Source organism: Sulfurospirillum arsenophilum NBRC 109478 (assembly GCF_000813345.1).
Classification (GTDB): domain Bacteria; phylum Campylobacterota; class Campylobacteria; order Campylobacterales; family Sulfurospirillaceae; genus Sulfurospirillum; species Sulfurospirillum arsenophilum.
On record NZ_BBQF01000001.1, the window covers coordinates 87,076 to 109,943 of the forward strand.

At 37.1% G+C, this 22,868-nt stretch carries 24 protein-coding genes and 1 tRNA gene; 17 read left to right on the forward strand and 8 right to left on the reverse strand.

Annotation, left to right across the window (positions count from 1 at the left end; all coding sequences use genetic code 11):
* Positions 1-88 precede the first annotated feature (88 nt).
* Positions 89-637 carry a phosphorylase family protein gene (locus SAR02S_RS00425; RefSeq protein WP_041955866.1) on the reverse strand — a complete coding sequence of 183 codons (549 nt, stop codon included), beginning with the start codon at positions 635-637 and terminating at the stop codon, positions 89-91.
* Positions 634-1,392 carry an imidazole glycerol phosphate synthase subunit HisF gene (gene hisF, locus SAR02S_RS00430; protein WP_041955868.1) on the reverse strand — a complete coding sequence of 253 codons (759 nt, stop codon included), beginning with the start codon at positions 1,390-1,392 and terminating at the stop codon, positions 634-636. Before hisF ends, SAR02S_RS00425 begins: the two co-directional genes overlap by 4 nt.
* Before the next feature lie 149 nt (positions 1,393-1,541).
* On the opposite strand from hisF, the gene rsmA reads away from it, so the two are divergent.
* From rsmA to SAR02S_RS00465, 7 genes are read left to right on the forward strand one after another with little or no spacing between them, the layout of a single operon-like run.
* Positions 1,542-2,393 (forward strand): 16S rRNA (adenine(1518)-N(6)/adenine(1519)-N(6))-dimethyltransferase RsmA, encoded by an 852-nt coding sequence (rsmA, locus tag SAR02S_RS00435; protein ID WP_041955870.1) that lies wholly within the window; start codon positions 1,542-1,544, stop codon positions 2,391-2,393.
* A complete protein-coding gene (locus tag SAR02S_RS00440) occupies positions 2,353-4,353 on the forward strand; it encodes a ribonuclease J (RefSeq protein ID WP_041955871.1) in 2,001 nt (666 codons plus the stop codon). Before rsmA ends, SAR02S_RS00440 begins: the two co-directional genes overlap by 41 nt.
* Positions 4,354-4,361: 8 nt before the next feature.
* Entirely contained in the window at positions 4,362-5,327 is a 966-nt protein-coding gene (locus tag SAR02S_RS00445; RefSeq protein ID WP_041955873.1) for a KpsF/GutQ family sugar-phosphate isomerase, read from the forward strand.
* A 9-nt stretch (positions 5,328-5,336) separates the two neighbouring features.
* Positions 5,337-6,146 (forward strand): pseudouridine synthase, encoded by an 810-nt coding sequence (locus SAR02S_RS00450; protein WP_232293986.1) that lies wholly within the window; start codon positions 5,337-5,339, stop codon positions 6,144-6,146.
* Positions 6,136-7,335: a replication-associated recombination protein A gene (locus SAR02S_RS00455; RefSeq protein WP_041955877.1), complete on the forward strand. Its 1,200-nt coding sequence runs from the start codon at positions 6,136-6,138 to the stop codon at positions 7,333-7,335. The genes SAR02S_RS00450 and SAR02S_RS00455 overlap by 11 nt, the downstream gene beginning before the upstream one ends.
* A gap of 42 nt (positions 7,336-7,377) precedes the next feature.
* Positions 7,378-9,204, forward strand: a complete 1,827-nt coding sequence (gene fliK, locus SAR02S_RS00460) for a flagellar hook-length control protein FliK (RefSeq protein WP_041955879.1) — start codon at positions 7,378-7,380, stop codon at positions 9,202-9,204.
* A complete protein-coding gene (locus SAR02S_RS00465; RefSeq protein ID WP_041955880.1) occupies positions 9,201-9,479 on the forward strand; it encodes an EscU/YscU/HrcU family type III secretion system export apparatus switch protein in 279 nt (92 codons plus the stop codon). Before fliK ends, SAR02S_RS00465 begins: the two co-directional genes overlap by 4 nt.
* Before the next feature lie 84 nt (positions 9,480-9,563).
* On the opposite strand, the gene SAR02S_RS00470 is transcribed toward SAR02S_RS00465, so the two are convergent.
* Positions 9,564-10,352, reverse strand: coding sequence for a YdcF family protein (locus SAR02S_RS00470; RefSeq protein ID WP_041955882.1), 789 nt, complete (start codon positions 10,350-10,352; stop codon positions 9,564-9,566).
* Positions 10,352-11,347, reverse strand: coding sequence for a phosphoribosylformylglycinamidine cyclo-ligase (gene purM, locus SAR02S_RS00475; RefSeq protein ID WP_041955883.1), 996 nt, complete (start codon positions 11,345-11,347; stop codon positions 10,352-10,354). The genes SAR02S_RS00470 and purM overlap by 1 nt, the downstream gene beginning before the upstream one ends.
* Before the next feature lie 90 nt (positions 11,348-11,437).
* Here purM and coaE point away from each other — a divergent pair, with 90 nt between their 5' ends.
* The 3 genes from coaE to SAR02S_RS00490 are packed head-to-tail and all read left to right on the forward strand — an operon-like array spanning position 11,438 to position 13,491.
* Positions 11,438-12,043, forward strand: coding sequence for a dephospho-CoA kinase (gene coaE / locus SAR02S_RS00480; RefSeq protein ID WP_041955886.1), 606 nt, complete (start codon positions 11,438-11,440; stop codon positions 12,041-12,043).
* Positions 12,024-12,767 (forward strand): diaminopimelate epimerase, encoded by a 744-nt coding sequence (gene dapF, locus SAR02S_RS00485; RefSeq protein WP_041955888.1) that lies wholly within the window; start codon positions 12,024-12,026, stop codon positions 12,765-12,767. Before coaE ends, dapF begins: the two co-directional genes overlap by 20 nt.
* The gene (locus SAR02S_RS00490; protein ID WP_232293962.1) at positions 12,745-13,491 is read left to right on the forward strand and encodes a glucosaminidase domain-containing protein; all 747 of its coding nucleotides are present in this window, start codon (positions 12,745-12,747) and stop codon (positions 13,489-13,491) included. The genes dapF and SAR02S_RS00490 overlap by 23 nt, the downstream gene beginning before the upstream one ends.
* A gap of 9 nt (positions 13,492-13,500) precedes the next feature.
* On the opposite strand, the gene prfA is transcribed toward SAR02S_RS00490, so the two are convergent.
* Complete coding sequence (gene prfA, locus SAR02S_RS00495) at positions 13,501-14,568, reverse strand: peptide chain release factor 1 (protein ID WP_041955890.1); 1,068 nt, start codon at positions 14,566-14,568, stop codon at positions 13,501-13,503.
* 36 nt (positions 14,569-14,604) lie between these two features.
* Entirely contained in the window at positions 14,605-14,880 is a 276-nt protein-coding gene (gene rpsT, locus SAR02S_RS00500) for a 30S ribosomal protein S20 (protein ID WP_041955892.1), read from the reverse strand.
* 344 nt (positions 14,881-15,224) lie between these two features.
* On the opposite strand from rpsT, the gene glmM reads away from it, so the two are divergent.
* The 7 genes from glmM (at position 15,225) to rplT (ending at position 20,334) form a co-directional block, all read left to right on the forward strand.
* Positions 15,225-16,565, forward strand: coding sequence for a phosphoglucosamine mutase (gene glmM, locus SAR02S_RS00505; RefSeq protein ID WP_041955895.1), 1,341 nt, complete (start codon positions 15,225-15,227; stop codon positions 16,563-16,565).
* A complete protein-coding gene (gene lspA / locus SAR02S_RS00510) occupies positions 16,558-17,004 on the forward strand; it encodes a signal peptidase II (RefSeq protein ID WP_041955897.1) in 447 nt (148 codons plus the stop codon). Before glmM ends, lspA begins: the two co-directional genes overlap by 8 nt.
* A gap of 82 nt (positions 17,005-17,086) precedes the next feature.
* Positions 17,087-17,162: transfer RNA gene (locus SAR02S_RS00515), tRNA-Val, on the forward strand.
* 52 nt (positions 17,163-17,214) lie between these two features.
* Complete coding sequence (gene thrS / locus SAR02S_RS00520; protein WP_198133056.1) at positions 17,215-19,032, forward strand: threonine--tRNA ligase; 1,818 nt, start codon at positions 17,215-17,217, stop codon at positions 19,030-19,032.
* Positions 19,029-19,544 carry a translation initiation factor IF-3 gene (gene infC / locus SAR02S_RS00525; protein WP_041955899.1) on the forward strand — a complete coding sequence of 172 codons (516 nt, stop codon included), beginning with the start codon at positions 19,029-19,031 and terminating at the stop codon, positions 19,542-19,544. The genes thrS and infC overlap by 4 nt, the downstream gene beginning before the upstream one ends.
* A gap of 126 nt (positions 19,545-19,670) precedes the next feature.
* A complete protein-coding gene (gene rpmI / locus SAR02S_RS00530) occupies positions 19,671-19,865 on the forward strand; it encodes a 50S ribosomal protein L35 (protein ID WP_041955902.1) in 195 nt (64 codons plus the stop codon).
* A gap of 115 nt (positions 19,866-19,980) precedes the next feature.
* Entirely contained in the window at positions 19,981-20,334 is a 354-nt protein-coding gene (gene rplT / locus SAR02S_RS00535) for a 50S ribosomal protein L20 (RefSeq protein WP_037961431.1), read from the forward strand.
* A 371-nt stretch (positions 20,335-20,705) separates the two neighbouring features.
* On the opposite strand, the gene ccoG is transcribed toward rplT, so the two are convergent.
* Both ccoG and SAR02S_RS00545 read right to left on the reverse strand, forming a co-directional pair.
* Entirely contained in the window at positions 20,706-22,076 is a 1,371-nt protein-coding gene (gene ccoG / locus SAR02S_RS00540; RefSeq protein ID WP_041955907.1) for a cytochrome c oxidase accessory protein CcoG, read from the reverse strand.
* Complete coding sequence (locus tag SAR02S_RS00545) at positions 22,066-22,764, reverse strand: recombinase family protein (RefSeq protein ID WP_041955909.1); 699 nt, start codon at positions 22,762-22,764, stop codon at positions 22,066-22,068. The genes ccoG and SAR02S_RS00545 overlap by 11 nt, the downstream gene beginning before the upstream one ends.
* Positions 22,765-22,868 lie beyond the last annotated feature (104 nt).

Consider the following 22,868-nt stretch of genomic DNA (forward strand, 5'->3'; position numbering starts at 1 on the left):
ACGCATTTAAAGCAAAGCTTCAAATGCTACACTAACGCTTAGTTTTCTTCGGCAGAAAGCCCAAGCACGTCGTGCTTTATATTTTGCTTTACAAGATGCAGATTTTTTTTACATGTAAAGCAATTAACTCTTTAGCTTTAGCATGGTTTTTTATAAAATCATTATGTGCATTTTCATTGCAATAATTAGTAACCACAAAAAGGCCAGAACAAGGTATATTGAATTGATTGGCAACGCTTACAATCGAGAAGAACTCCATATTTTCTAACTCAATATTTTTTTCAAGCATTTTATTTGCTAAGGTAACATCCGTAGTAATGTAATTACTTGAATTGATAATAGGCGATGGATGATTTGTTCCACGTGAAACATAAATATTGTCTGCCTCAATTTGATTTTTTAAAGGAGTGTAGCACTGATTTTGTAAATAACCAAGTTCAATATTGGTAGCACTATGACTGTAAATTAGGTCTAAAGGTTGGTAACTGCCATAACTCCCTGCTGTTCCAATAAAAAATAAAAAAGCAGGTTTCTCTTCAAGTACAAGTTGGGTTAAGTTGATAGCGCTTTCTATAAGTCCAACACCAATCGGTTTAGCAAAATCAAATGTTTCATTTCGCCCAGCACAGAGAATCATATTCGTACTGCGATTCCCTCATGTCTGAGGTAACGTTTAAGATCCATAATATCAATCTCTTTAAAGTGAAAAATAGAAGCAGCAAGCGCTGCATCAGCACCATTTAAGAACGCATCTTTAATGTGCTCCATTGTCCCTGCCCCACCACTAGCAATGACAGGAATATCAAGCATGTTACTCATTTGAGAAGTAAGTGGAATGTCATAGCCATTTTTTGCACCATCACAATCCATAGATGTTAAGAGTATTTCACCTGCCCCTCGCTCTTGAGCCTCTTTTGCCCAAGCCAGTGCATCAAGACCCGTATCGATTCTGCCACCATTGATAAAAACATGCCATGAATCACCCATACGTTTAGCATCAATAGCTACAACAATACATTGTGAACCAAAACGTTTAGATGATTCATCTATAAAATGTGGATTAGCGATTGCTGGAGAATTGATGCTCACTTTATCGCATCCTACATGTAAAAGTCGGTAAATGTCTTCCAGTGTTCGTATACCTCCACCAACAGTAAGTGGTATAAAAACTTCGCGAGCTACTTTTTCAACAATATCAACAATTGTTCCGCGTCCTTCATGGCTAGCCGTAATATCTAAAAAAGTGAGTTCATCCGCGCCTTCATCATTGTATCGTTTTGCTATTTCAACAGGATCACCTGCATCTTTAAGTCCAACAAAATTAACACCCTTAACAACGCGTCCATTTTTGACGTCTAGGCAAGGGATAATACGCTTAGCGAAATGCTCCATAAGGCTCTCTTTTATAGATAAATATAAGCATAAATGATAGCAAAAGAATTAAAAAAAACTTCTGAAAATAGAGATTAATTAAGCGTATAACTCTTTTATAAGTAAAGATTAGCTACAATCGGTTAAATTTTAGAAAATAGGCGTGCAAATTGATAGAGGCAAAGAAGAAATTTGGCCAAAATTTTTTAAAAGATAGTAGTGTTTTAAGTAAAATCATCCAAGCGATGCCCCGAAATGATCGAAAACTCGTTGAGATAGGGCCTGGCTTAGGTGATTTGACGCAAGAACTACTGAAGGTTAAGCCTTTAGTAGCATACGAGGTCGATGAAGACTTGTGCGTTTATTTGAGAAAAAAATTCTCAAAAGAGATAGATGAGGGGAGCCTAACATTGGTCCACGCCGATGTTTTAAGCCAATTTGAAAAGGGTTCATTGCTCAACGAACCTTATGATTTGGTGGCGAATTTACCCTATTATATTGCGACAACCATTATTTTGGACGCTTTAGAAGATCCTTATTGTAAATCAATGGAGGTGATGGTTCAAAAAGAGGTTGCAGAGAAATTTGCAGCATCTCCAAAGACCAAAGAATTTACTTCTTTAGCAATTTTAGCCCAAAGTGTTGGCGTTGCAAAACTACTTTTTGATGTAGATCCAACATCGTTTGATCCGCAGCCTAAAGTTGTATCTTCTATTCTCAAGATTGACAAACAAAAAGAGTTTGTTGAAGGGTCATTTTCGGGTATTTTTGAAACCAAAGAGGAATTGCAAAAATTTAAAAAATATTTGCGCTGTTCGTTTCAAAGTCCACGAAAAACTTGGTTGAAAAATATTTCTTCTGAGTTTGATAAGCAGTCTGTGCAAGATTTGATGCAGATGCAAAATCTCCCTGCAACCATTCGTCCTCATGAAATAAGCGTCTTGTCTCATCATCTACTATTTAAACATTTAAGGTTGAATGATGCAAGAAAACGAAGTAACGCAACAACAGAACAACAGTAACGAAAAGCCTCAGGAGAGTACTCCAAAACCTGCTGGGCAACCCAAACAAAACCCTCATCCTAATAACAAAAAACAGGTGAGCCAAAATCCACAAACAAATGTACCAAAAGAGACTTCTGGAGAGACAACTACGGGTGAAAAAAAGCCACGTAATAACAGAAGACGCAAAAGTAACAAATCTCCTACAGCTTCTATAGAGGGTAATGAGCCTTGGCAGAGAGATATGAAAAAGGCTATCGAAGCTAATCAAAAAATGCATAAAGATAGGCTCAATCGCTCTAACCTTATTGACCAAGTGTCTAAAGGAAAGATTAAAATCACTCCACTTGGAGGACTTGGTGAAATCGGTGGGAATATCTGTGTTTTTGAAACAGACACTTCCGCCATTATACTTGATGTGGGTATGAGTTTCCCAAGTGAGGACATGCATGGCGTGGACATCTTGGTTCCAGATTTTAGTTATTTGAGACAAATTAAGAAAAAAATTGCAGGAATTATTATTTCTCACGCACATGAGGATCATATTGGAGCAGTTTCGTATCTTTTTAAAGAGATGCAATTTCCGCTTTATGCAACCCCTCTTCCTCTTGGAATGCTTGCCAATAAATTCGATGAACATGGATTAAAAGCACATAAAAAGTATTTTAGACCCGTTGAAAAACGTAAAATATATAAAATTGGTGAGTTTGAAATAGAGTGGATTCACATTACTCACTCCATCATTGACGCTTCTTCCCTTGCTATTACGACTGAGGCTGGAACAATCATTCATACGGGTGATTTTAAAATAGATCATACCCCAATTGATGGTTATGTAACCGATCTTAACCGTTTTGCAGCTTACGGCGAAAAAGGGGTCCTTTGTTTGATGAGTGATAGTACAAACTCTTACAAAGAAGGTATAACGCGTAGTGAGAGTACTGTTGGAAAAACGTTTGACTCAATTTTTGCAAAAGCAAAAGGTCGTGTCATTATGTCAACCTTCTCTTCTAATATTCATAGAGTTTATCAAGCAATTGATTATGGTTTAAAATATGGTAGAAAAGTCTCCGTTATTGGTCGTTCGATGGAGAGAAACCTCTTTACCGCGATTGATCTTGGCTATATCCAATTGGATAAAAGTATATTTATCGATCCACATGAGGTGAATAAATACCCTGACAAAGATGTTTTGATTGTGACCACAGGCAGTCAAGGTGAAACGATGAGTGCACTTTACAGAATGGCAACGGATGAGCATAGACATGTTAAGATCAAGCCAACCGATCAGATTATTATCTCAGCTAAAGCCATCCCTGGTAATGAAGGTAGTGTCTCTAAAGTACTAAACTTCTTACTTAAAAGTGGAGCTAACGTTGCGTATCAAGATTTTAGTGAAATTCACGTGAGTGGACATGCTGCGCAAGAAGAGCAAAAGCTTATTTTGCGTTTGGTAAAACCACGCTTTTTCCTTCCCGTTCATGGTGAGTACAATCACATTACAAAGCATAAAGAGACGGCGATGCAGTGTGGCATTCCTGAGCGTAATATTGTGCTGATGAGTGATGGTGACCAGATCGAAGTATGTTCAAAATATATGAAAAAGATTAAAACAGTCAAAACAGGGAAAGTGTTTATTGATAATCAAATCAATGAACAGATTGCTGATGATGTTGTTATTGATCGCCAAAAGTTAGCAGATTCTGGTTTGGTTATGTTAGTGATTCAGATCGATAAAAGTGATCACAAATTGATTTCAAAACCAAAAATTATTAGTTATGGTTTAGTTCCTGATCGTGATGATAAAGCTTTCTCCATTGAGATGGAAGGTGTTATTGACCAATTTATTGTAAATGCTAAAGCAGAACTACTTGAGAATGCAAGAGCATTGGAAAATGAAGTAAGACAAGTGGTTCGTAAGCATATTTACCGACAAATGAAAAAATATCCAACGATCGTTCCGACGATCTTTATGATGTAGGGAATGGCATGCAAGATTTTAAAGCTATCGCTAAAGAAGTATTAGAACTTGAAGCAAAAGAGTTGCTTAATGCCGCCCAAATGATCGGTGCTGAGATGAGTGAAGCAACCAACTTAATTGCTAACATCAAAGGTAAATTGATCGTAACAGGCGTGGGGAAAAGTGGACTCATTGGAGCAAAGATCGCGGCAACACTTGCCAGTACAGGAACCAGTAGTTTTTTCCTTCATCCAACAGAAGCGATGCACGGCGATTTAGGTATGGTTGGCAAAGACGATGCGGTGTTGGCGATTAGCTATAGTGGAGAGAGTGAAGAGCTCATCAAAATATTACCGCATATCAAACGTTTTGAAATTCCACTTATTGGTATGGCTCGTACAAAAGAGTCTTCTTTAGGACATTACAGTGATATTTTTCTACCTTTACATGTAGAAAAAGAAGCATGCCCACTAGATGCTGCACCAACATGTTCAACAACACTCACGTTAGCTCTTGGTGATGCGTTAGCCGTTTGTTTAATGAAGAAGAAAAACTTTCAAAAAGAAGACTTTGCATCATTCCATCCTGGTGGAAGTTTGGGCAAACGTCTCTTTGTAAAAGTAAAAGATTTGATGTTAAAGCAAGATCTTCCGACTATCAATGAGGCAACCAAGCTCAAAGATGCCGTTATTAAAATGAGCGAAGGCAGACTAGGCAATGTGCTTATAACGGATAAGAACAATAAACTCTTAGCGATTTTAAGCGACGGCGACTTACGTAGAGCGCTCATGAGAGATGATTTTACAATGGATGCAACCGCGTATGAATACGCTACCAAAAATCCAAAAAAACTAGACGATGAAACGCTTTTAGCGAGTGATGCATTAGCGTTCATTGAAACACACAAAATACAACTTGTAGCGATTACCGATAAGACAGGTACGCTTCAAGGTGTTTTACATATCCACCATTTAGTGGAAGCAGGAATAAAATAAATGGAATTAATGAGACTCAATAAAATGATTTCGCATAACACGCACTATTCAAGGCGTGAGGCGGACGAACTTATCAAAGCAGGACATGTTAAAGTTGATGGCACTGTTGTGGTGGATCTTTCTACACAGGTAAGTTTTAAAAATAAAATTGAACTAAATGGTAAAGCTCTTTTTGAAAAACATGGTTACTCTGTAATCGTTTATCACAAACAAAAAGGTGAGTTAGTCAGTAAAAAAGACGATCGTGGTCGTAGGACAATTTACGATACATTGCCTTCTCAATTTGGGCATTATCTGAGTGTTGGACGGCTGGATTTTGCCAGTGAAGGATTACTGCTTTTGTGTGATTCACCTTCCGTTGTATCAGCGTTGATGCATGGTGATTTAGAGCGTGTTTATTACGTAAAAATTAACGGTATGATAACACCAGCAATGGAAAAAGCGATGCAAGAAGGGCTTTTCCTCGAAAATGCACGCAAAGGTGGACATTCACATAGTGAGATTCGTTCAATGGATTTCGCACCATTTGTTTCGTATCGTATTATCAAAAATAACCCAACATTTTCTACGATTAAAGTGACCATCAATGAAGGCAAGAACAGAGAACTAAGACGTTTCTTTGGTTACTTTGATGTAGATGTTGTTGATCTCAAACGCGTTAGTTATGGCAAAATTGATCTAGGCATGTTAAGACCTGGTAAACACCGTTATTTTGATGGCGGAGAATATACCGCGCTCAGAGATTACCTTGAGTATATTAAAAGAGATGGTGATAAAATTCAAGTGGTTGACGAGGATGAAGAGGACGATGATCAATAACTTCGCTCTCTTCTTTCGCCCGAAAGCGATTGAAGCGTTAGCTGGGCAAAAACATCTGAGTGGTGAGAGTAGCCCTTTTCGAAAGCTATTAAAATCAGGTTCAATGAGCCATTCTCTTTTCTTTGGCCCTGCAGGTGTAGGGAAAACAACGTTAGCTCGTATTGTAGCGAATGAGTTACAGCTTCCTTTTTACGAACTGGATGCGACAAGTGTCAAGGTGGAAGAGATTCGTAAGATACTCTCCCAACACCGAGGAGCACTTCAAAAACCGCTTATTTTTATCGATGAGATTCATCGTCTCTCTAAAACGCAGCAAGAAGTACTTTTGCTTCCGATGGAAAACCATGAAGCGATTATTATTGGTGCTTCAACCGAAAACCCCTATTTTGTTCTGAGTTCTGGCATCCGCTCACGTATGATGCTTTTTGAGTTTTATCCACTTGAAGAGGATGATCTGAAAACCATTGTTGAGCATGTTCGTGAAAAAGTTGATTTTGAGATAGATGAAGATGCACTTGCTTATCTTATAAGTTCAAGTGCGGGGGACAGCAGAGCGCTCTTAAATTTACTGGAATTTGCACTCAAAGTGGATTTACATGTAAAGCTTGAAATGCTTAAAATTCTTCGTCCCAGTGCTCTTAAAGATGGTGTGAGTTCTGATAACACACACTATAACTTAATCAGTGCAATGATTAAAAGTGTTAGAGGTTCGGATGTGGATGCTGCGCTCTATTATTTAGCACGTCTTATTGATGGCGGAGAGAGCCCAGATTTCATCGCTAGACGGCTTGTAATCCTTGCAAGTGAAGATATCGGCAATGCTAACCCTAATGCGCTTAATTTGGCTTCTAGCACCCTTACAAGCGTCAGTAAGATAGGTTATCCCGAAGCACGAATCATTTTATCGCAATGTTTGATTTACCTTGCGTGTAGTCCTAAGTCAAATAGTGCGTATATGGCAATTAATAGCGCCTTAGAATACGTAAAAAATGAAAAAGCTCTCAAAGTTCCCGCTCATCTTAAAAGCCCCTCCCCTAAAGGGTATCTTTATCCTCATGATTTTGGTGGCTGGGTAGAGCAGAAGTATTTGGAAAAACCACTTCATTTTTATGATAATTTGCCGATAGGGTATGAGAAAACACTTTCTGAGTGGTTGATTAAAATCAAAACAAAAGATAAACAGTCATAAAAAGGCGCATGTAATGGTAATGTTTGTTATGGAAGTGTTTTAATGGACATTTCGACTACTTCTCTTCTTGCCAATCAACTCCAAACACTTGATCCCAAAGCTACGGCTAAAGAGAATGCTACAAAGATTATCCAAAACAGTGCTGACATACCTCTTTCAATTACGGCTCAAAAAACTATAACAACACCCAATAATGCGCAAGAAGTCATTGGACAATTGCTCGGAAGTGCTGTAAGTGAAGCCAAATCTAAAAGTGCCATTTTTGAAATTTTACAAAACAATCAGCTTTTTAAAAATATGGGTAATTTTGCTGAAGATATTAAAAATCTAACTTCTCTTGTAAAACTTGATTCGTCTATTGCCAAACCATTAGCACTTTTACAACTCTTTTCTAAGAGTATAGATCAGATTGATACAAAGATGCTTCAAGAACAAGTCAAAAATTCGGGTATTTTTTTTGAATCCAAGTTAGCTAACATCATCACACAAAAAGGTGTACAAGAGAGTATTCAAGCACTCTCATCAGAGCTGCAAGATCATTTTAGTGGAACCAACAAGGCCGTTGCCCCTCTTGCAAAAGAGATCATTATGATTATGGATCACTTAACGTCCACACAAGATCTTACCTCTAAAGAAGCGCAAACAAGCTTGAAAAATTTACTTGATCTTTTTCGCCAAAGTGTGAAGCAAGAACTTTCAGCAGAGGGGACCTCTGTCTTTAAAGAGGCTTATCAAAATATTCAAAAGCTTGACTACGCAATTAAGCAAATGGATTTGATCAACTCTAAAGTCGAAAATTATCCTGCGAGTATGAAAGTGGAAGAGAACTTTACAACGCAAGTAAAAGTTCTCTTAGAAATGCTTAAAGAAAACCTTAGTGCATTGCAACTTGATGATCTTCAGCCACAGATTGATGATTTACTCACTAAAGGAACACTTTTAAAAGAAACTAACAGTGTTGCCCTTCCTGCTAAAGAGCTGTTAGTGACTTCGCCTATTGCAGTTAAAGCGGAAGAGCTTTTGAAAACGGTACAACAACCCTTAGCAGAGCATAATGCAGAAGAAGGTTTAGAAGAAGTTGTGTTAGCAAAAGAAACACCAATGGTTTCACTCTCCTCCGCTTCTTTAACCGCAGCATTGAGTGGTAGTGCCCTGAAACCACCTGAAACAACTGAGGAAGCGCTCAAAATAGTTGCTAATCGCATCAAACAACAAATAGATATTCTTGATCCCAAAAGTGTACAACAAGCTGATTTTGTTGATAAGAGTAATGCATTAGAGCAAAAAATTCATAGTCTTATTAAACCAGAGCTTTTTTTGGGTAAAGCAATCGCTCAAAAACTCTCGCTTGATCCAACTGATGTTGAATTGCTCAGTGATATGAAAGGTGTTTTAACCAAGCTCAGCGACAATCTTCAAACATCACCTCAAAATAAAGAGGCTTTAGAGATTACGAATCGTCTTTTAACACAGATAGAGTACCACCAATTAGTTTCGTACGTGAGTAGCTCAACGCATCTGTATGTCCCTTTTAACTGGGATGGCCTTAAAGGTGGCTCAATGATGATGAAACAATCAAGCGATGATAACTTTCACTGCCAAATCGATCTTGATCTTGAAGCCTATGGTAAGCTCAATATGATGCTTCTACTCTCTGGTGAAAAATACATCGATATTTCGATTGCTGTGCAGAAAAAAGAGCTAAGCGAGAAGATTACAGATCAATTAAATCAATTAAAACGTGCATTCAACGAAGTAGGATTGATTACAGGCAATGTGAAAATGTTAGAATATAAAGACGTAAGCGTTGTTAAAAATGACTATTTTAGCGGGGAAAAGCTCCAATTTGGGATTAATATTACAATATGAATACACCAACTCAAAAACCACAAAAAGCCGTTGCCCTTAAATACGATCGTGAAAAAAGTGGCGCACCAAAAGTTGTTGCCTCTGGCAAAGGCGAAGTGGCAAATAAGATCATTAAATTAGCACAAGAGCATGATATTTTTATCAAAAAAGATGCTGATTTGGTTGAACTTCTCTCTAAGATAGAACTCAATAAAGAGATTCCTCCTATGCTCTATAAAGCAGTTGCAGAAGTCTTTAGCTTCATCTATAAAATTACTGGAGATAAGCGTAAATAAACTTTACATGTAAAAGCTGAGGAACTCGAACAGATGTGCAAAGAGTCGAGGTTAAACGTGAATATCGGTTTAATACCTCTAGGATTAAATCCCTCGAATTTTTAAGCTCAATAAGCCAGCGTACTCATGTAATGCCGTATAACTTAAATAAAGTGATTGAAAATTAGGTACAAAATGAAAAAAAGTAATTTCTTTTGATGTTGGTCCTAATTTAAAGTCTGTTGCACAAGGTGTTACTTGAAATCCAAAATGCTTATAGAGCTTCATTGAGCGTTCCATGTGGTATGCTGAAGTTACAAGACAAATTTTAGGATTTTGAATACCCGATGTTTCAAAAATAGATTTGCTAAATTTTGCGTTTTCGTAAGTATCTAAGCTTTTATCTTCCACATAAATAGAAAAATTGTTTAGGGTCAAGTTTTGTGTAAAGCGTGATTCAAAACCGAGAGTTTGAGACATTTCTTGTATAAATTCTATAAAAGCATCACTTTCTTTATATTCTTCAGCTCCGCCACCACTGAACAGCAGAGGCAATGAATATGATTTTGCAAGCATGAGTCCCCAAAGGGCTCGTTTTGTAGCATCTGGACCAAGAGGCAAGTTTGCACTAGCGGGGATATTACCACCTGATAAAACAATGACACTATCAACGTTTAGTTCAGTAAGTATAGTATTAAAGGGCTTTTCTAAAGGGGTGAGTAAAGCTTCTGCGACTATGAACGTTGATAAGAGGTAAAACGATAGAGCAAAAAGCCCTATCGTTTTTCTAAACTTTTTTGTAAAAAGCGCACTCACGAAGAGTAAAAAAATAAAAATTACAGGCGACAATACAACGTATGTAAAAATTTTTGAAAGAATATAAACCATACTCATTAGAGCATAACAGCGCTTTTAGGGCCAACTTTAAGCTCACCAATCACATAGCCGTCGCTGTTTGCAAGAACTTCATCTACATTTTCAGGACTGACAACAAGAATCATACCCACACCCATGTTAAAGGTACGATGCATTTCACTCTCTTCGACGTATTGGCTCATAAAGTCGAATACTGGAAGTGTTTTGATTTTTGATTTGTAGACATGTGCTTGTAATCCTTCAGGAAGAACGCGAGGAAGGTTCTCAACAATACCACCACCTGTGATGTGTGCTAAAGCGTTAATCTTAGATTTAAGTGCTTTAAAGAGTTTTACGTAGATACGTGTTGGTGTTAAAAGTGTTTCAATGAGTGGTTTCCCATCAAACTCTGTATCAAAGTTATAGCCTAATTTGTCAAAAAATATTTTGCGAACGAGTGAAAAACCATTAGAGTGAACGCCTGAGCTTGGAAGAGCTATAAGAACATCGCCAGCCTTAACGTGTGGAAGACGGTTCATCTCATCTTTTTCAGCAATACCAACTGCAAAACCTGCAAGATCAAAATCTTTACCATGATACATTCCTGGCATTTCAGCTGTTTCTCCACCGATAAGTGAACACTCAGCTTGAATACATCCCTCTGCAATGCCTTGGACAATACTTACAGCAGCGTCTATTTCAAGTTTGCTCATTGCATAGTAGTCAAGAAAGAAAAGTGGTGTTCCAAAGTTGCAGATAAGATCATTCGCACACATCGCAACAAGGTCAATGCCTACAGTGTTGTAAATGCCTGAATCGATTGCAAGCTTAAGTTTTGTTCCAACACCATCGGTTGCACCTAAAATAACAGGTTTTTGGTATCCGGTAGGAAGCTCATATGCACCTGCAAATGAGCCAATACCTCCGATGACATTTTTATCAAAAGTGGATTTGACCAATGGTTTAATATTTTCGACAAATTGGTTTCCCGCGTCTATATCGACGCCAGCGTCTTTGTAGCTGACTGTGCTCATGGATATGCCTTTAGTGAGGTTATTGTTTAATAGATTTTAACAAAAGTATGTTAAAATCGTTATAAAAATAGCAAAAGGTGTTAGGATTCTATGGCGTATGAACATGCGATTGTTTTAACAGGTGGAATAGCCACAGGTAAAAGTACTGTCTCGTCGATGCTCAGATCTCACGGTTTTGAAGTGATCGATGCAGACGTGATCGCGAAAGAGGTTTTACCTTTACATGTAAAAGAGCTAGAAGCTATTTTTGGGGATCGTGTCATTTGTGCTGGAGCAATTGATCGTAAGGCGCTTGGAACACTGATTTTTAATGACAAAGCGGAACGCGAAAAACTAAATGCTTTTTTACATCCCTTGATTCGTCAAGAGATATTTAGACGTTGTGATCTTTTAGAAGAGAAGCAAAAGCCTTATATTATCGATATTCCACTCTATTTTGAGAGTGATGGCTACTCGTGTAAGCTTGTCGCTGTTGTGTATGCACCTGTTGAGGTACAACGCAAACGGCTAATGGTGCGAGAGAATTTCACCAAAGAAGAGGCGCAAAAACGTATTGATGCTCAGATTAGTATTGAAGAGAAGAAGATCTTAGCCGATTTTCTTATCAACAACTCTTTTGATATGAAATTTTTAGAGAGTGAAATCGAAAAATTTATTAAATTTGTACGAGGCAAATATGCAAATTGCAAAATATAATGCAAATGGTAATGACTTTATTATTTTTCATACCTTTATTGAGGTTGATCGAAGTGCATTAGCGCAACAGTTATGCCATAGACAAAGTGGTATTGGAGCTGATGGATTAATCATTTTGCTACCACACGCTGAATATGATTTTAAATGGCAATTTTATAATAGTGATGGAAGTACTGCTTCAATGTGCGGTAATGGTACGCGCGCATGTGCTCACTACGCATTTACCAACCATTTAGCCAAGGCATCCATGCGATTTCTAACAGGTGCTGGGGTCATTACATCAATGGTGGAAAATGATATTGTTGAGACAGCATTAACAACACCTCAAGTGCTGAGCGAATCATTTGAAGAAAATGGATTAACATGGCATTTTTGCGATACAGGAGTACCACATTTGGTTACTTTTGTTGAGGATACAGCATGTTTTGATAAAGTGATTGCACGACAAATGCGCTACAAATACAATGCCAATGTGAATTACGCCAAATTTGAAAAAAATGCTTTACATGTAAGAACCTATGAACGTGGCGTTGAAGATGAAACACTGGCATGCGGCACTGGAATGGCAGCATGTTTTTACAGTGCGTATCGTCAAAAATTAGTAGGAATAAGTGCAAAAGTTTACCCAACCAGTGGGGATGAGTTAAGTTTGCGCATTGAAGATCAGAGACTTTTTTTCAAAGGTAGAATTCAAAAAGTCTTTGAAACGACGCTGGAACTCTAATTTCGTGAAATTTCTTTCTACTCTTTTTATCGCCTCTTGCATGCTCGCTCAGAGCGCTCTTTACGCAGGAGGTTTATCCTCGGAATATTATCAGATTGAAGACAATGCTAAACAAAAAGAGGAATTTATTCGCGAGCTTAAAGTACTGGTTGATAAAGGTAATGATGAGATCAAAAAAGATCGCGAGTTTATTACCAATTTTTTTGCGAAAGCTATGCCTGATGCGTTTCGCGGTCTCAATCATGCTAATGTCGGTTATCTAATCTCTTTACGCAATAAATACGGCATAGAATCGCTCTTTGATAGAGATGAGTACTTTAAACGTATTGATGTCATTCCTACTTCATTAGCATTAGCCCAAGCTTCTCTTGAGAGTGGATGGGGAAAGAGCCGCTTTGCAAGAGAGGCTAATAATCTTTTTGGACACTGGACCTATTCGGGTGTTGGATTGATGCCTCAAAATAGAACGATTGGTAAAACACATATGATCCGTATCTTTGGATCACTTCAAAAATCGGTCAATTCATACATGCTCAATCTTAATACCAATGATGCCTATATCGCATTTCGAGAAAAGAGACTACAAGCGCGCAACAGTGGGAAAAGTTTTGGAGGTATGGAAGCTTCTAAAACGATGGTCAACTACTCTGAATTAAAAGAGGAATATATTAAGATGATTAAAGAGATGATTGATCAAAATAATCTTCTTATTTACGATAAATAGAAGATTATTTTAGAGGTTAGCTTCTTTCATAAGCTCTGCTTGGTAGTGTGTAATAATTGGGTCAATAATTTCATCGTACAAACCGCTTTCCATAATTGCATCCAATCGGTAGATCGTAAGCCCTATTCTATGATCGGTAATACGGTTTTGTGGATAGTTATAGGTACGAATACGAGCACTTCTATCACCGGAACCTACTTGAATTTTTCGTGCCTCACTCTCTTTAGCATTGCGTTCTTGCATCTGCATATCATAGAGTTTTGCTTTGAGAATTTTCATGGCAGCGTCTTTGTTTTTATGCTGAGATTTACCATCTTGGTTGACAACGACAAGGCCTGTTGGTAAATGGGTAATTCTAACGGCACTATCCGTTGTATTAACCGATTGACCGCCATTTCCACTTGATCTCATAACATCAATTTTCAAGTCTTTTTCTTGTATATCAATTTCAACATCATCAACCTCTGGCATAACAGCTACAGTAACCGCTGAAGTGTGTACCCTGCCCTGTGATTCTGTAAGCGGAACGCGTTGTACTCTGTGAACGCCACCTTCGTATTTTAGACGTGAAAAAGCACCCTGCCCTTTAATCAGTGCAATAACTTCTTTATAGCCGTTAAGGACACCTTCACTTAGTGAGACAACTTCCACTTTCCAACCACGACTTTCAGCATAACGAAGATAGGATTTGAAAAGATCTGATGCAAAAATAGCTGCTTCGTCACCGCCTGTACCTGCGCGAATCTCTAAAAAGATATTGCGTTCATCATTAGGATCGGTTGGTAAAAGAAGAAGTTTGATTTCTTCTTCAATCTCTTCTTTTCGAGGTTCAAGTATTTTTAGCTCTTCTTTTGCAAGTTCGCTTAATTCTTCATCATCAAGTAAAAGTTTATTTTCATCAATTTGAGTGAGTGTTGAAAGGTATTCGACTGTCTTGTCTTTGATTTTTTCTAAACTAGACTGTTCTTTGGAAAGTGCAGTCATTTTTTTAATATCTGTTGAGATATCTGGATCACTTAAAAGTGTAGAAAGCTCATTGTAACGTTCAAGAAATGGGAGTAATTTATCTTTCAACATGGGAGGGAACTAAAATAAAGAGGGAGTTGCCGCAAGTTATGCAGCAACACTACCTAGCGTATTAACAAGTTGTGACAATCTGCTTACACGACGTGCAGCTGTATTTTTTGTTAAAATACCTTTGCCTGCATAAGAGTGAAAGTTTTTATTCACATTTTTCAACGCAATTTCAGCAGCCGCTTGATCGCCTGCCTCAACAGCTTCTCTAACAGCACGAGTTAGATTTTTGATTCTAGTTTTATAAAATCTATTTCTTTCGGTGCGTTTTTTTGTTTGTCTAATACGCTTTTCTGCTGACTTGTGGTTTGCCATAGATAAGCCTTTCGTTTTTAAATTTAGGCGTAGATTATATAAAAATAAATATTAAATAGAACTTATTTTAAGGACATTTTAAAATTAAAAGGGCAATTTTTTGATATGTTTTGTTGATTTATGTTTAAATATGCTTTTTTATACCAAAATTTTCATAGCTGTTATAGGTATTTTCATTTTAGGTATCAGAAAATTTATAAAATAATTTGGGTGAAGAATTCTATATAAAGCATGCTTATAAATTCATATTTTATTTGATCATTATATGGTTACATGTAAAGATTAAAAAAGTTTTGTTACAATTTGCTAATCATTTTACATGTAACGAGAAAATAGGAACAACAATGAAACTTTTTGGAACCGATGGAGTGAGAGGCAAAGCAGGTAAGAAACTGAGTGCTTTTATGGCAATGCGTTTGGCAATGGCCGCAGGTATCTATTTTCGTAAAAACTCTATTACTAATAAAATTTTAGTGGGGAAAGACACTAGACGCAGTGGCTATATGATTGAAAATGCAATTGTTTCAGGATTAACAGCCGTTGGTTATGACGTTAGACAAATTGGCCCTATGCCAACACCTGCTATTGCTTTTTTAACAGAAGATATGCGCTGTGATGCAGGTATTATGATCAGTGCATCACACAATCCGTATTTTGATAATGGTATTAAGTTTTTTGATTCGTTTGGTAATAAGCTAGGTGAAACAGAAGAAGATGCAATTGAAAAGATCTATTATGATGATGCTTTAATTGAAGCCAATCAAAAAATAGAGTTTGATATTGGGCGGTCCAAAAGAGTCGATGATGTTATTGGTCGCTACATTGTTCAGATCAAAAACTCGTTTCCAAAGAACTTGACGCTGAAAGGTCTTCGCATTGTTCTTGACACTGCCAATGGCGCGGCTTATAAAGTAGCACCTACTATTTTCAATGAACTAGGGGCGGATGTCATTATTATAAATGATGAGCCAAATGGCAGTAATATTAATCTTAATTGCGGAGCCCTACATCCAGAAGAATTGGGCGAAGAGGTAAGACGTTTGAGAGCAGACATAGGTTTTGCCTTTGATGGGGATGCTGATAGGCTAGTCGTAGTTGACGAAAATGGTAATCCCATACACGGTGACAAACTTCTAGGTAAAATCGCAACTTTTTTAAATAGTCAAAACAGACTTGCTAACAAAGGTGTGTGCGTTACTGTTATGAGTAATCAAGCGTTAGAAGATTATTTGGGTAAAACAGGCATAAAAACCTACCGTTGCGATGTAGGTGACAAAAATGTTTTAGAAGCCTTATATAGGGAAAAAATTAACTTTGGTGGAGAACAAAGTGGACATATTATTCTCTCCGATTTTGCTAAAACAGGAGATGCGTTAGTAGCAGCACTCGCTGTTATGCACTGTATGCTCACAGAGAAGCAAAAGGTGAGTCAATTATTCAATCCTTTTGAACTTTATCCTCAATTGCAACAAAACATTAAAATTGACAATAAAATACCTCTTTCTGAACTTAAAGGTTATGATAAATTGGTGACAGAGTTAGAAAGTAAGAAAATGAGAGTGCTTATTCGTTACTCAGGCACAGAAAATTTACTACGTATTTTACTGGAAGGTCAGAATGAAAAAGTTCTTGAAGATAGTCTGGAGAAGACCGTTAAATTTTTTAAAAGTGCTTTAAATGAATAGAACATGGATCGTTAGTCTTGTTTCTTTATGCCTTGTTTTTGTTGCAGATCAAATGATTAAAGCTCTTTTTTTAGAAGGTTTCCGTTGGTATGGGGATTATTTTTCATTGATTTTGACGTATAATAAAGGTGTTGCATTCTCAATGTTTGCATTTTTGGAAGAGTATTTAAAATATATACAGCTCTTGTTCGTAAGTGGTTTAGGAGTTTATCTTTTTTTTCGAAAAGAGGTCCTGCAAAACTATAGCTTACCTATTGGTATTATTGCAGGTGCAGCGCTCAGCAACATTTACGATCGCTTTATCCATGGCGGTGTCGTTGATTATTTCTTTTGGCATTATGGCTTTGAATTTGCTGTTTTCAATTTTGCTGATGTTATGATTGATTTTGGAGTACTTTTAATTTTATACCGTTCATGGAGAAGCCCAAAAGAGGCTTGAAAGTGCGATTTTACCTCTTTTGATTTAAAAAATAGTTGCATTTTTATTTTTTTTTGGTATAATCTCAGCTCTTAAATTGTGTGGCCGCGTAGCTCAGTTGGTAGAGCACTACCTCGACAAGGTAGTGGTCGGAGGTTCGAATCCTCTCGCGACCACCATTTTTTGTTCTCCCGTCTGTTTGGGAGTTCATACAAGTAAAAGGATCTGATTATGATGAATGATGTTATAGCCTACAAAGAAGGCGCTCTTGTCATCGACACCCAAACTGCTACTGCTTCCTCAAAGACTTACGAAGACAAAATCTTATTTGACAACTCTAAAGATGCCCTTGAAGTGATCCGTCATTCATGTGCGCACTTAATGGCTCAAGCGATTAAAGCGTTGTACAAAGATGCACAATTTTTTGTTGGACCTGTCATTGAAGATGGTTTTTACTATGATTTTCGTGTCAATGAAAAGATCGGTGATGCTGATCTTAAAGAGATTGAAAAAAAGATGGCAGAGCTCGCCAATGCCAAGTTGCCAATTGAGAAGAGTTATACTACTAAAGCGGCCGTTACTCAACATTTTGCACACGATGATCTTAAGCAAGAAGTCTTGCTTAGAATTCCTGATGGTGAAGTTTCCATCTATAAGCAAGGGGATTTTGAAGATTTATGTCGTGGCCCTCACGTTCCCAATACCAAATATCTTAGATTTTTTAAACTCATCAAAGTAGCAGGTGCCTACCTTGGAGGAGATGAAAAACGTGAGATGCTTACCCGTATCTACGGTATAGCTTTTGCAGATAAAGAGAGTCTCAAAGATTATGTTACTATGATTGAAGAGGCGAAGAAACGAGATCATCGTAAACTTGGTAATGAATTAAAGCTCTTTACCTTTGATGATGAAGTAGGTGCAGGACTTCCTATTTGGTTGCCAAATGGAGGAAAATTAAGAAGTAAATTAGAGCAACTTCTTTTTAAAGCACATAGACAACGCGGATATTTACCTGTGCGTGGACCTGAACTTTTAAAATCAGATGCATGGAAAATCAGTGGACATTACCAAAATTATGGTGAAAATATGTATTTTACTGTGATTGATGAATCTGAATATGGTATTAAGCCGATGAACTGTTTAGGACATATCAAAGTGTTCCAAAGCGAGGTTAGAAGTTACCGTGATTTACCTCTCAAATTTTTTGAATACGGTGTTGTTCATCGCCATGAAAAAAGTGGTGTATTACATGGACTTTTTAGGGTGCGCGAATTTACTCAAGATGATGCTCATATTTTCTGTACACCTGATCAAATTAAAGAGAATGTTCTAGAAATTTTAAGTTTTGTCGATTCTATTATGAAAACTTTTGGGTTTAAGTATGAGATGGAAATTTCAACTCGTCCTGAGAAATCAATTGGCGATGAAAAATATTGGGATGCTGCAACCGAAGGCTTAAAAAAAGCACTTGATGAAAACGGCATTAAATACGGCATTGATGAAGGTGGCGGAGCATTTTATGGTCCTAAAATTGACATTAAAATTACCGATGCGCTCAAACGTAAATGGCAATGTGGAACCATTCAAGTTGACTTTAACTTGCCTGAGCGTTTTGATATTTCTTATGTTGATGCAAACAATGAGCATGCGCGACCTGTAATGTTACACCGCGCAATTTTAGGTTCATTTGAGCGCTTTATTGGTATTTTAATTGAGCACACCTCTGGTGAGTTTCCATTCTTTATAGCACCAATTCAAGCTGTGATCGTGCCAATTTCTGATGCTCACTTAGCGTATGCAAAAACATTAGCAAATGAGTTGATGCACGAGGGCATTGATGTTGAGATATCTTCTAAAAATGAGAGTCTCAATAAACGTATTCGCAATGCTGAAACAATGCGTGTACCGATGATTTTGGTCATTGGTGATGCAGAAGTTGAAGGACAAAGCGTTGCCGTAAGAGATAGACGTGAAAGAACACAGTATAATTTAACAAAAGAAGCATTAATATCAAATATGAAGGAGAAACTTAGTGAGGTACACTTTTGAGTAAAGACAAAGAAGTCATGCTAAACGACGAGATCAGGGCAGCTGAGGTAAGATGTGTTGGTGACGATGGCACGCAATATGGCATCATTACCAGAAAAGAGGCTCTTGCGAAAGCAGACGAGCTAGGATTAGATCTCGTTTTAATTGCACCTGATGCAAATCCGCCTGTTTGCAAAATTATGAACTATGGCAAGTTCAAGTACCAACAAGAGAAAAAACTGAAAGAAGCTCGCAAAAATCAGAAAATTATTGAGATCAAAGAGATCAAACTTTCTGTTAAAATTGCGGCTAATGATGTTCACTATAAAGTTAAACATGCCAGAGAGTTTTTGGAAGAGGGAAAGCATGTACGTTTTAGAGTTTTTCTAAAAGGTCGTGAGATGTCTAATCCAGAGATTGGTGAACAGGTTTTAGAGAATCTTTGGCCTCTGATAGAAGATATTGCAGAGCGTGAAAAGACACCAAAGCTTGAAGGTCGTTATATTAATATGCTGGTCACTCCTAAAAAGTAACCTGAACTCGTCGCAATCTTTCATTGTTTTAATCCCCTCTAAGGAAAATTAAGCTATTATAGCCGTTTTCTAATGCTAGGGGGGATATTTCCTCATTAGATTTTAGAATAAATTCAAGGAGTAAGCATGCCGAAAATGAAAACGGTACGCGGTGCAGCTAAACGTTTTAGAGCAGGTAAGAACAGGATCAAAAGAGGCGCAGCCTTTAGAAGTCATATTCTTACTAAAAAACCAACGAAAAGAATGCGTGGTTTGAAAGTTGCTAAATCTGTTAATGCACGCGATGAGAAGTCCGTTAAATTAATGCTTTGTAAAGCGTAATTTAAAAAGAGTTTTTGACAAGAGTCATTCACCCTACATGTAATGTTCCCCTCGTTTATGAGGGCAAGTTCCCCAGTGGGACACCGACATTGATTTATTTGGTCAAGGAGACACCATGGCAAGAGTAAAAACAGGTATCGTCAGAAGAAGACGTCACAAGAAAATTTTAAAGATGGCAAGAGGCTTCTTTAGTGGAAGAAGAAAACACTTTAGAAAAGCGAAAGAGCAAATTGAGAGAAGTTTAGTTTATGCATTCCGTGATAGAAGACAAAAGAAAAGAGATTTTAGAAGACTTTGGATCACACGTATTAATGCAGCATGTAGACTTAACGATATCAGCTACTCACGTTTCATCAATGCTCTAAACAAAGCAAATATTGATTTAGACAGAAAAATTCTTGCAGATATGGCGATGAATGACCCTGAAGCCTTTGCAACTGTTGTAAAACAAGCAAAAGCAGCACTTTAATATCCATTTTGCTAAATGATGGCTAGTCCATCATTTAGCATCCCTCTTTAAATTTATTCCACCACAAATCTTTTTTTTAATATACCAAATTATTTTATAACCTACAAAACAATTACTATGTCAATATCGCTTAAAAAAGTCTATACGTAGTGCAAAAAAGATACCTAAAGCCAAAAATAAAAGACTTCAAGACTGTCAAACTTTCTTACTACTGATAAGATTCAACCATGTGGATTAGAAGTATTTCCCTCTGTAATAAGAAAAAGTTAGGATACGATTCGAGCTCATGCTTCAAGTAAATTATAAGTAGTGTGTGGGGGGGAGTAAATCGCGTAAGGAGAGTAGGGTTTCCTTACGCGAAAGATAAGTGTTTAGGGACGTATATCACTTTTTTTAGGGTAAATGAAGATTGTATGTCGATCAACTACAATCTTTTCTTTTGCATCAACGGCAAATGCTTTAATGCTAATAGGAAGATCTTCCCCTTCAACTTTAAGCTCTTTTGGAACAGAGACAAGAATGACCACTTTTTTTACTTTTTCACCAGCACTAAGTAAGAAAGGTTCACTTGGTTTATCAATTTTAATGTCACTATGAGAGACCTCAAAGTAGTAAAGATGATCTTTAGAGTCTGTATTTTGAAATAAAAATGTGTAGACATTTTCAACGGTTTTACCATCATCTGCCATTTTATAAAGTTGACTTGTGCGATTAATATTTAAAAGCATATATTCTTTTTGCGTACCCATGGCAAAAAGCCCAATTAATGCAATGGTCAGTGCAACCATATATGCAATTGTTCTAAAACGGAAATATTCTGTTTTGATTCCTTTTTCCGCGGCATTAGAGCTAGTCCATGTAATCAAAGAAGTTTTTCCAAGTTTTTCCATAACTGGTGTACATGCATCAGCACACTCCAAGCAGTTAATACACTCTAACTGCATTCCTTTACGAATATCAATGTGCGTTGGACATACGCGAACACAAGCTTCACATCCGGTACAATCATCGGTTGCTAAAGGAGGCTTACTGCTTAGCTTAATACCTTTAGCATCATAAATTTGACCACCGCGTTTTTCATCATAAATCGTTTGAATCGTATTTTCATCAAAGAGTGCTGATTGGATACGTGCATAAGGGCAGATATAAACACAAAAATTCTCTTTGAGCGCAACAACATCGTATACTAAAAACGTCGTAATGCAGATTAAAAAGCCATACATTACACTATTTTCAAGAGGGTCTTTCAGATAAGTAAAAAAGTCTTCAGGAGGGATGAAGTACCACAAAAAGTTAGAGGCTGCCAAAGCTGCTAAAAATGCCCATATGAGAATAGCGAGTATACGTTTAATGATCTGTCCCTCTTCAGGCTCTTTTTGTTTGTTTTTAAGGCTCTTACGTATGCCAAGAAGAGATGTTTGTATAAGATCACGGAAGATAACTCTAAAAATTGTTTGTGGACAGGCCCAACCACACCAAACACGTCCACCAAGAGTTGTAATAAAAAAGATACCTAAGAAAAAAAGCATGATAACAAAAGGCATTAAGTAAAGCTCTTGCATATCAAACGTGGTAAAAAGAAGATGTAACTGTTTTTTATCAAAACTGAGTAAAAAGAAATGTTTTCCTTCTATAGTTATAAATGGCAATATAAGGGAAATAAGCGTAATAATGCCAAAACTAATATAGCGTTTCAATCTATAATAAATAGGTTGAACTGAGCAATCGCTATTACAATTCATGGTGTAATCCTTCTGTTTGATCGATAGGTTGTTTAATGAGTGAACACTCTTTTGTCGCCTGGGACTTAGTAAGTGTTAGTGGTTGTTTTTGAGATGATTGGAGTAGGGTAATTTTTGCTTTAACAAGCTCTTTGAGACCTCTTGAGTTGACATAGTCTTTTAGCGAGGTACGGCTTACATGTAAAATCTTCGCAATTTCACTAATCGAGGTATGGCTTTCAAGGAATTCAATAATTTGAGGTCGATACGTATCAAATTTTGATTTGGACATGCGTCCTTTAGGTCTTCCTTGGGCTTTTTCTTTGTCTAACTTTTTATTGAGTTCACGTTGTTTGACAAGCAAATCAAGTAATACTAAGGGCTTTGTGTCAACATGAATACAAACATTAACATCAGCAATATGGACTGAAATAGAACGTGTAAGTAAACATTCAAAAATTTTGACCAGCTCTTCAACGTTTTTGGAAAAAGTGAAAAGATCAAAGATAATAATATGATCATGTTTTGAAAGGGAACGCAAGAATCCTTTGAACTCTTTTCGTTCTTCGAGTTCAAGTGTAGGATCGGAGTTTTCGATCTCTGTAGTATTGATTTTTAGATCATGATGGTGTGCATACTTTAGGATCTGTTTTTGTTGAACGATGATGGGAAAATCATCACTTCTATTTTTCAAAAGGACAATATTCATAAAAATGTCACCTTTTTATCATTTGATGTGAACGAAAGTATACAGACATTGACGTAGAAAGTCAATATTAAATTGAATTTTTACGTCAGTTTTATTAAAATATG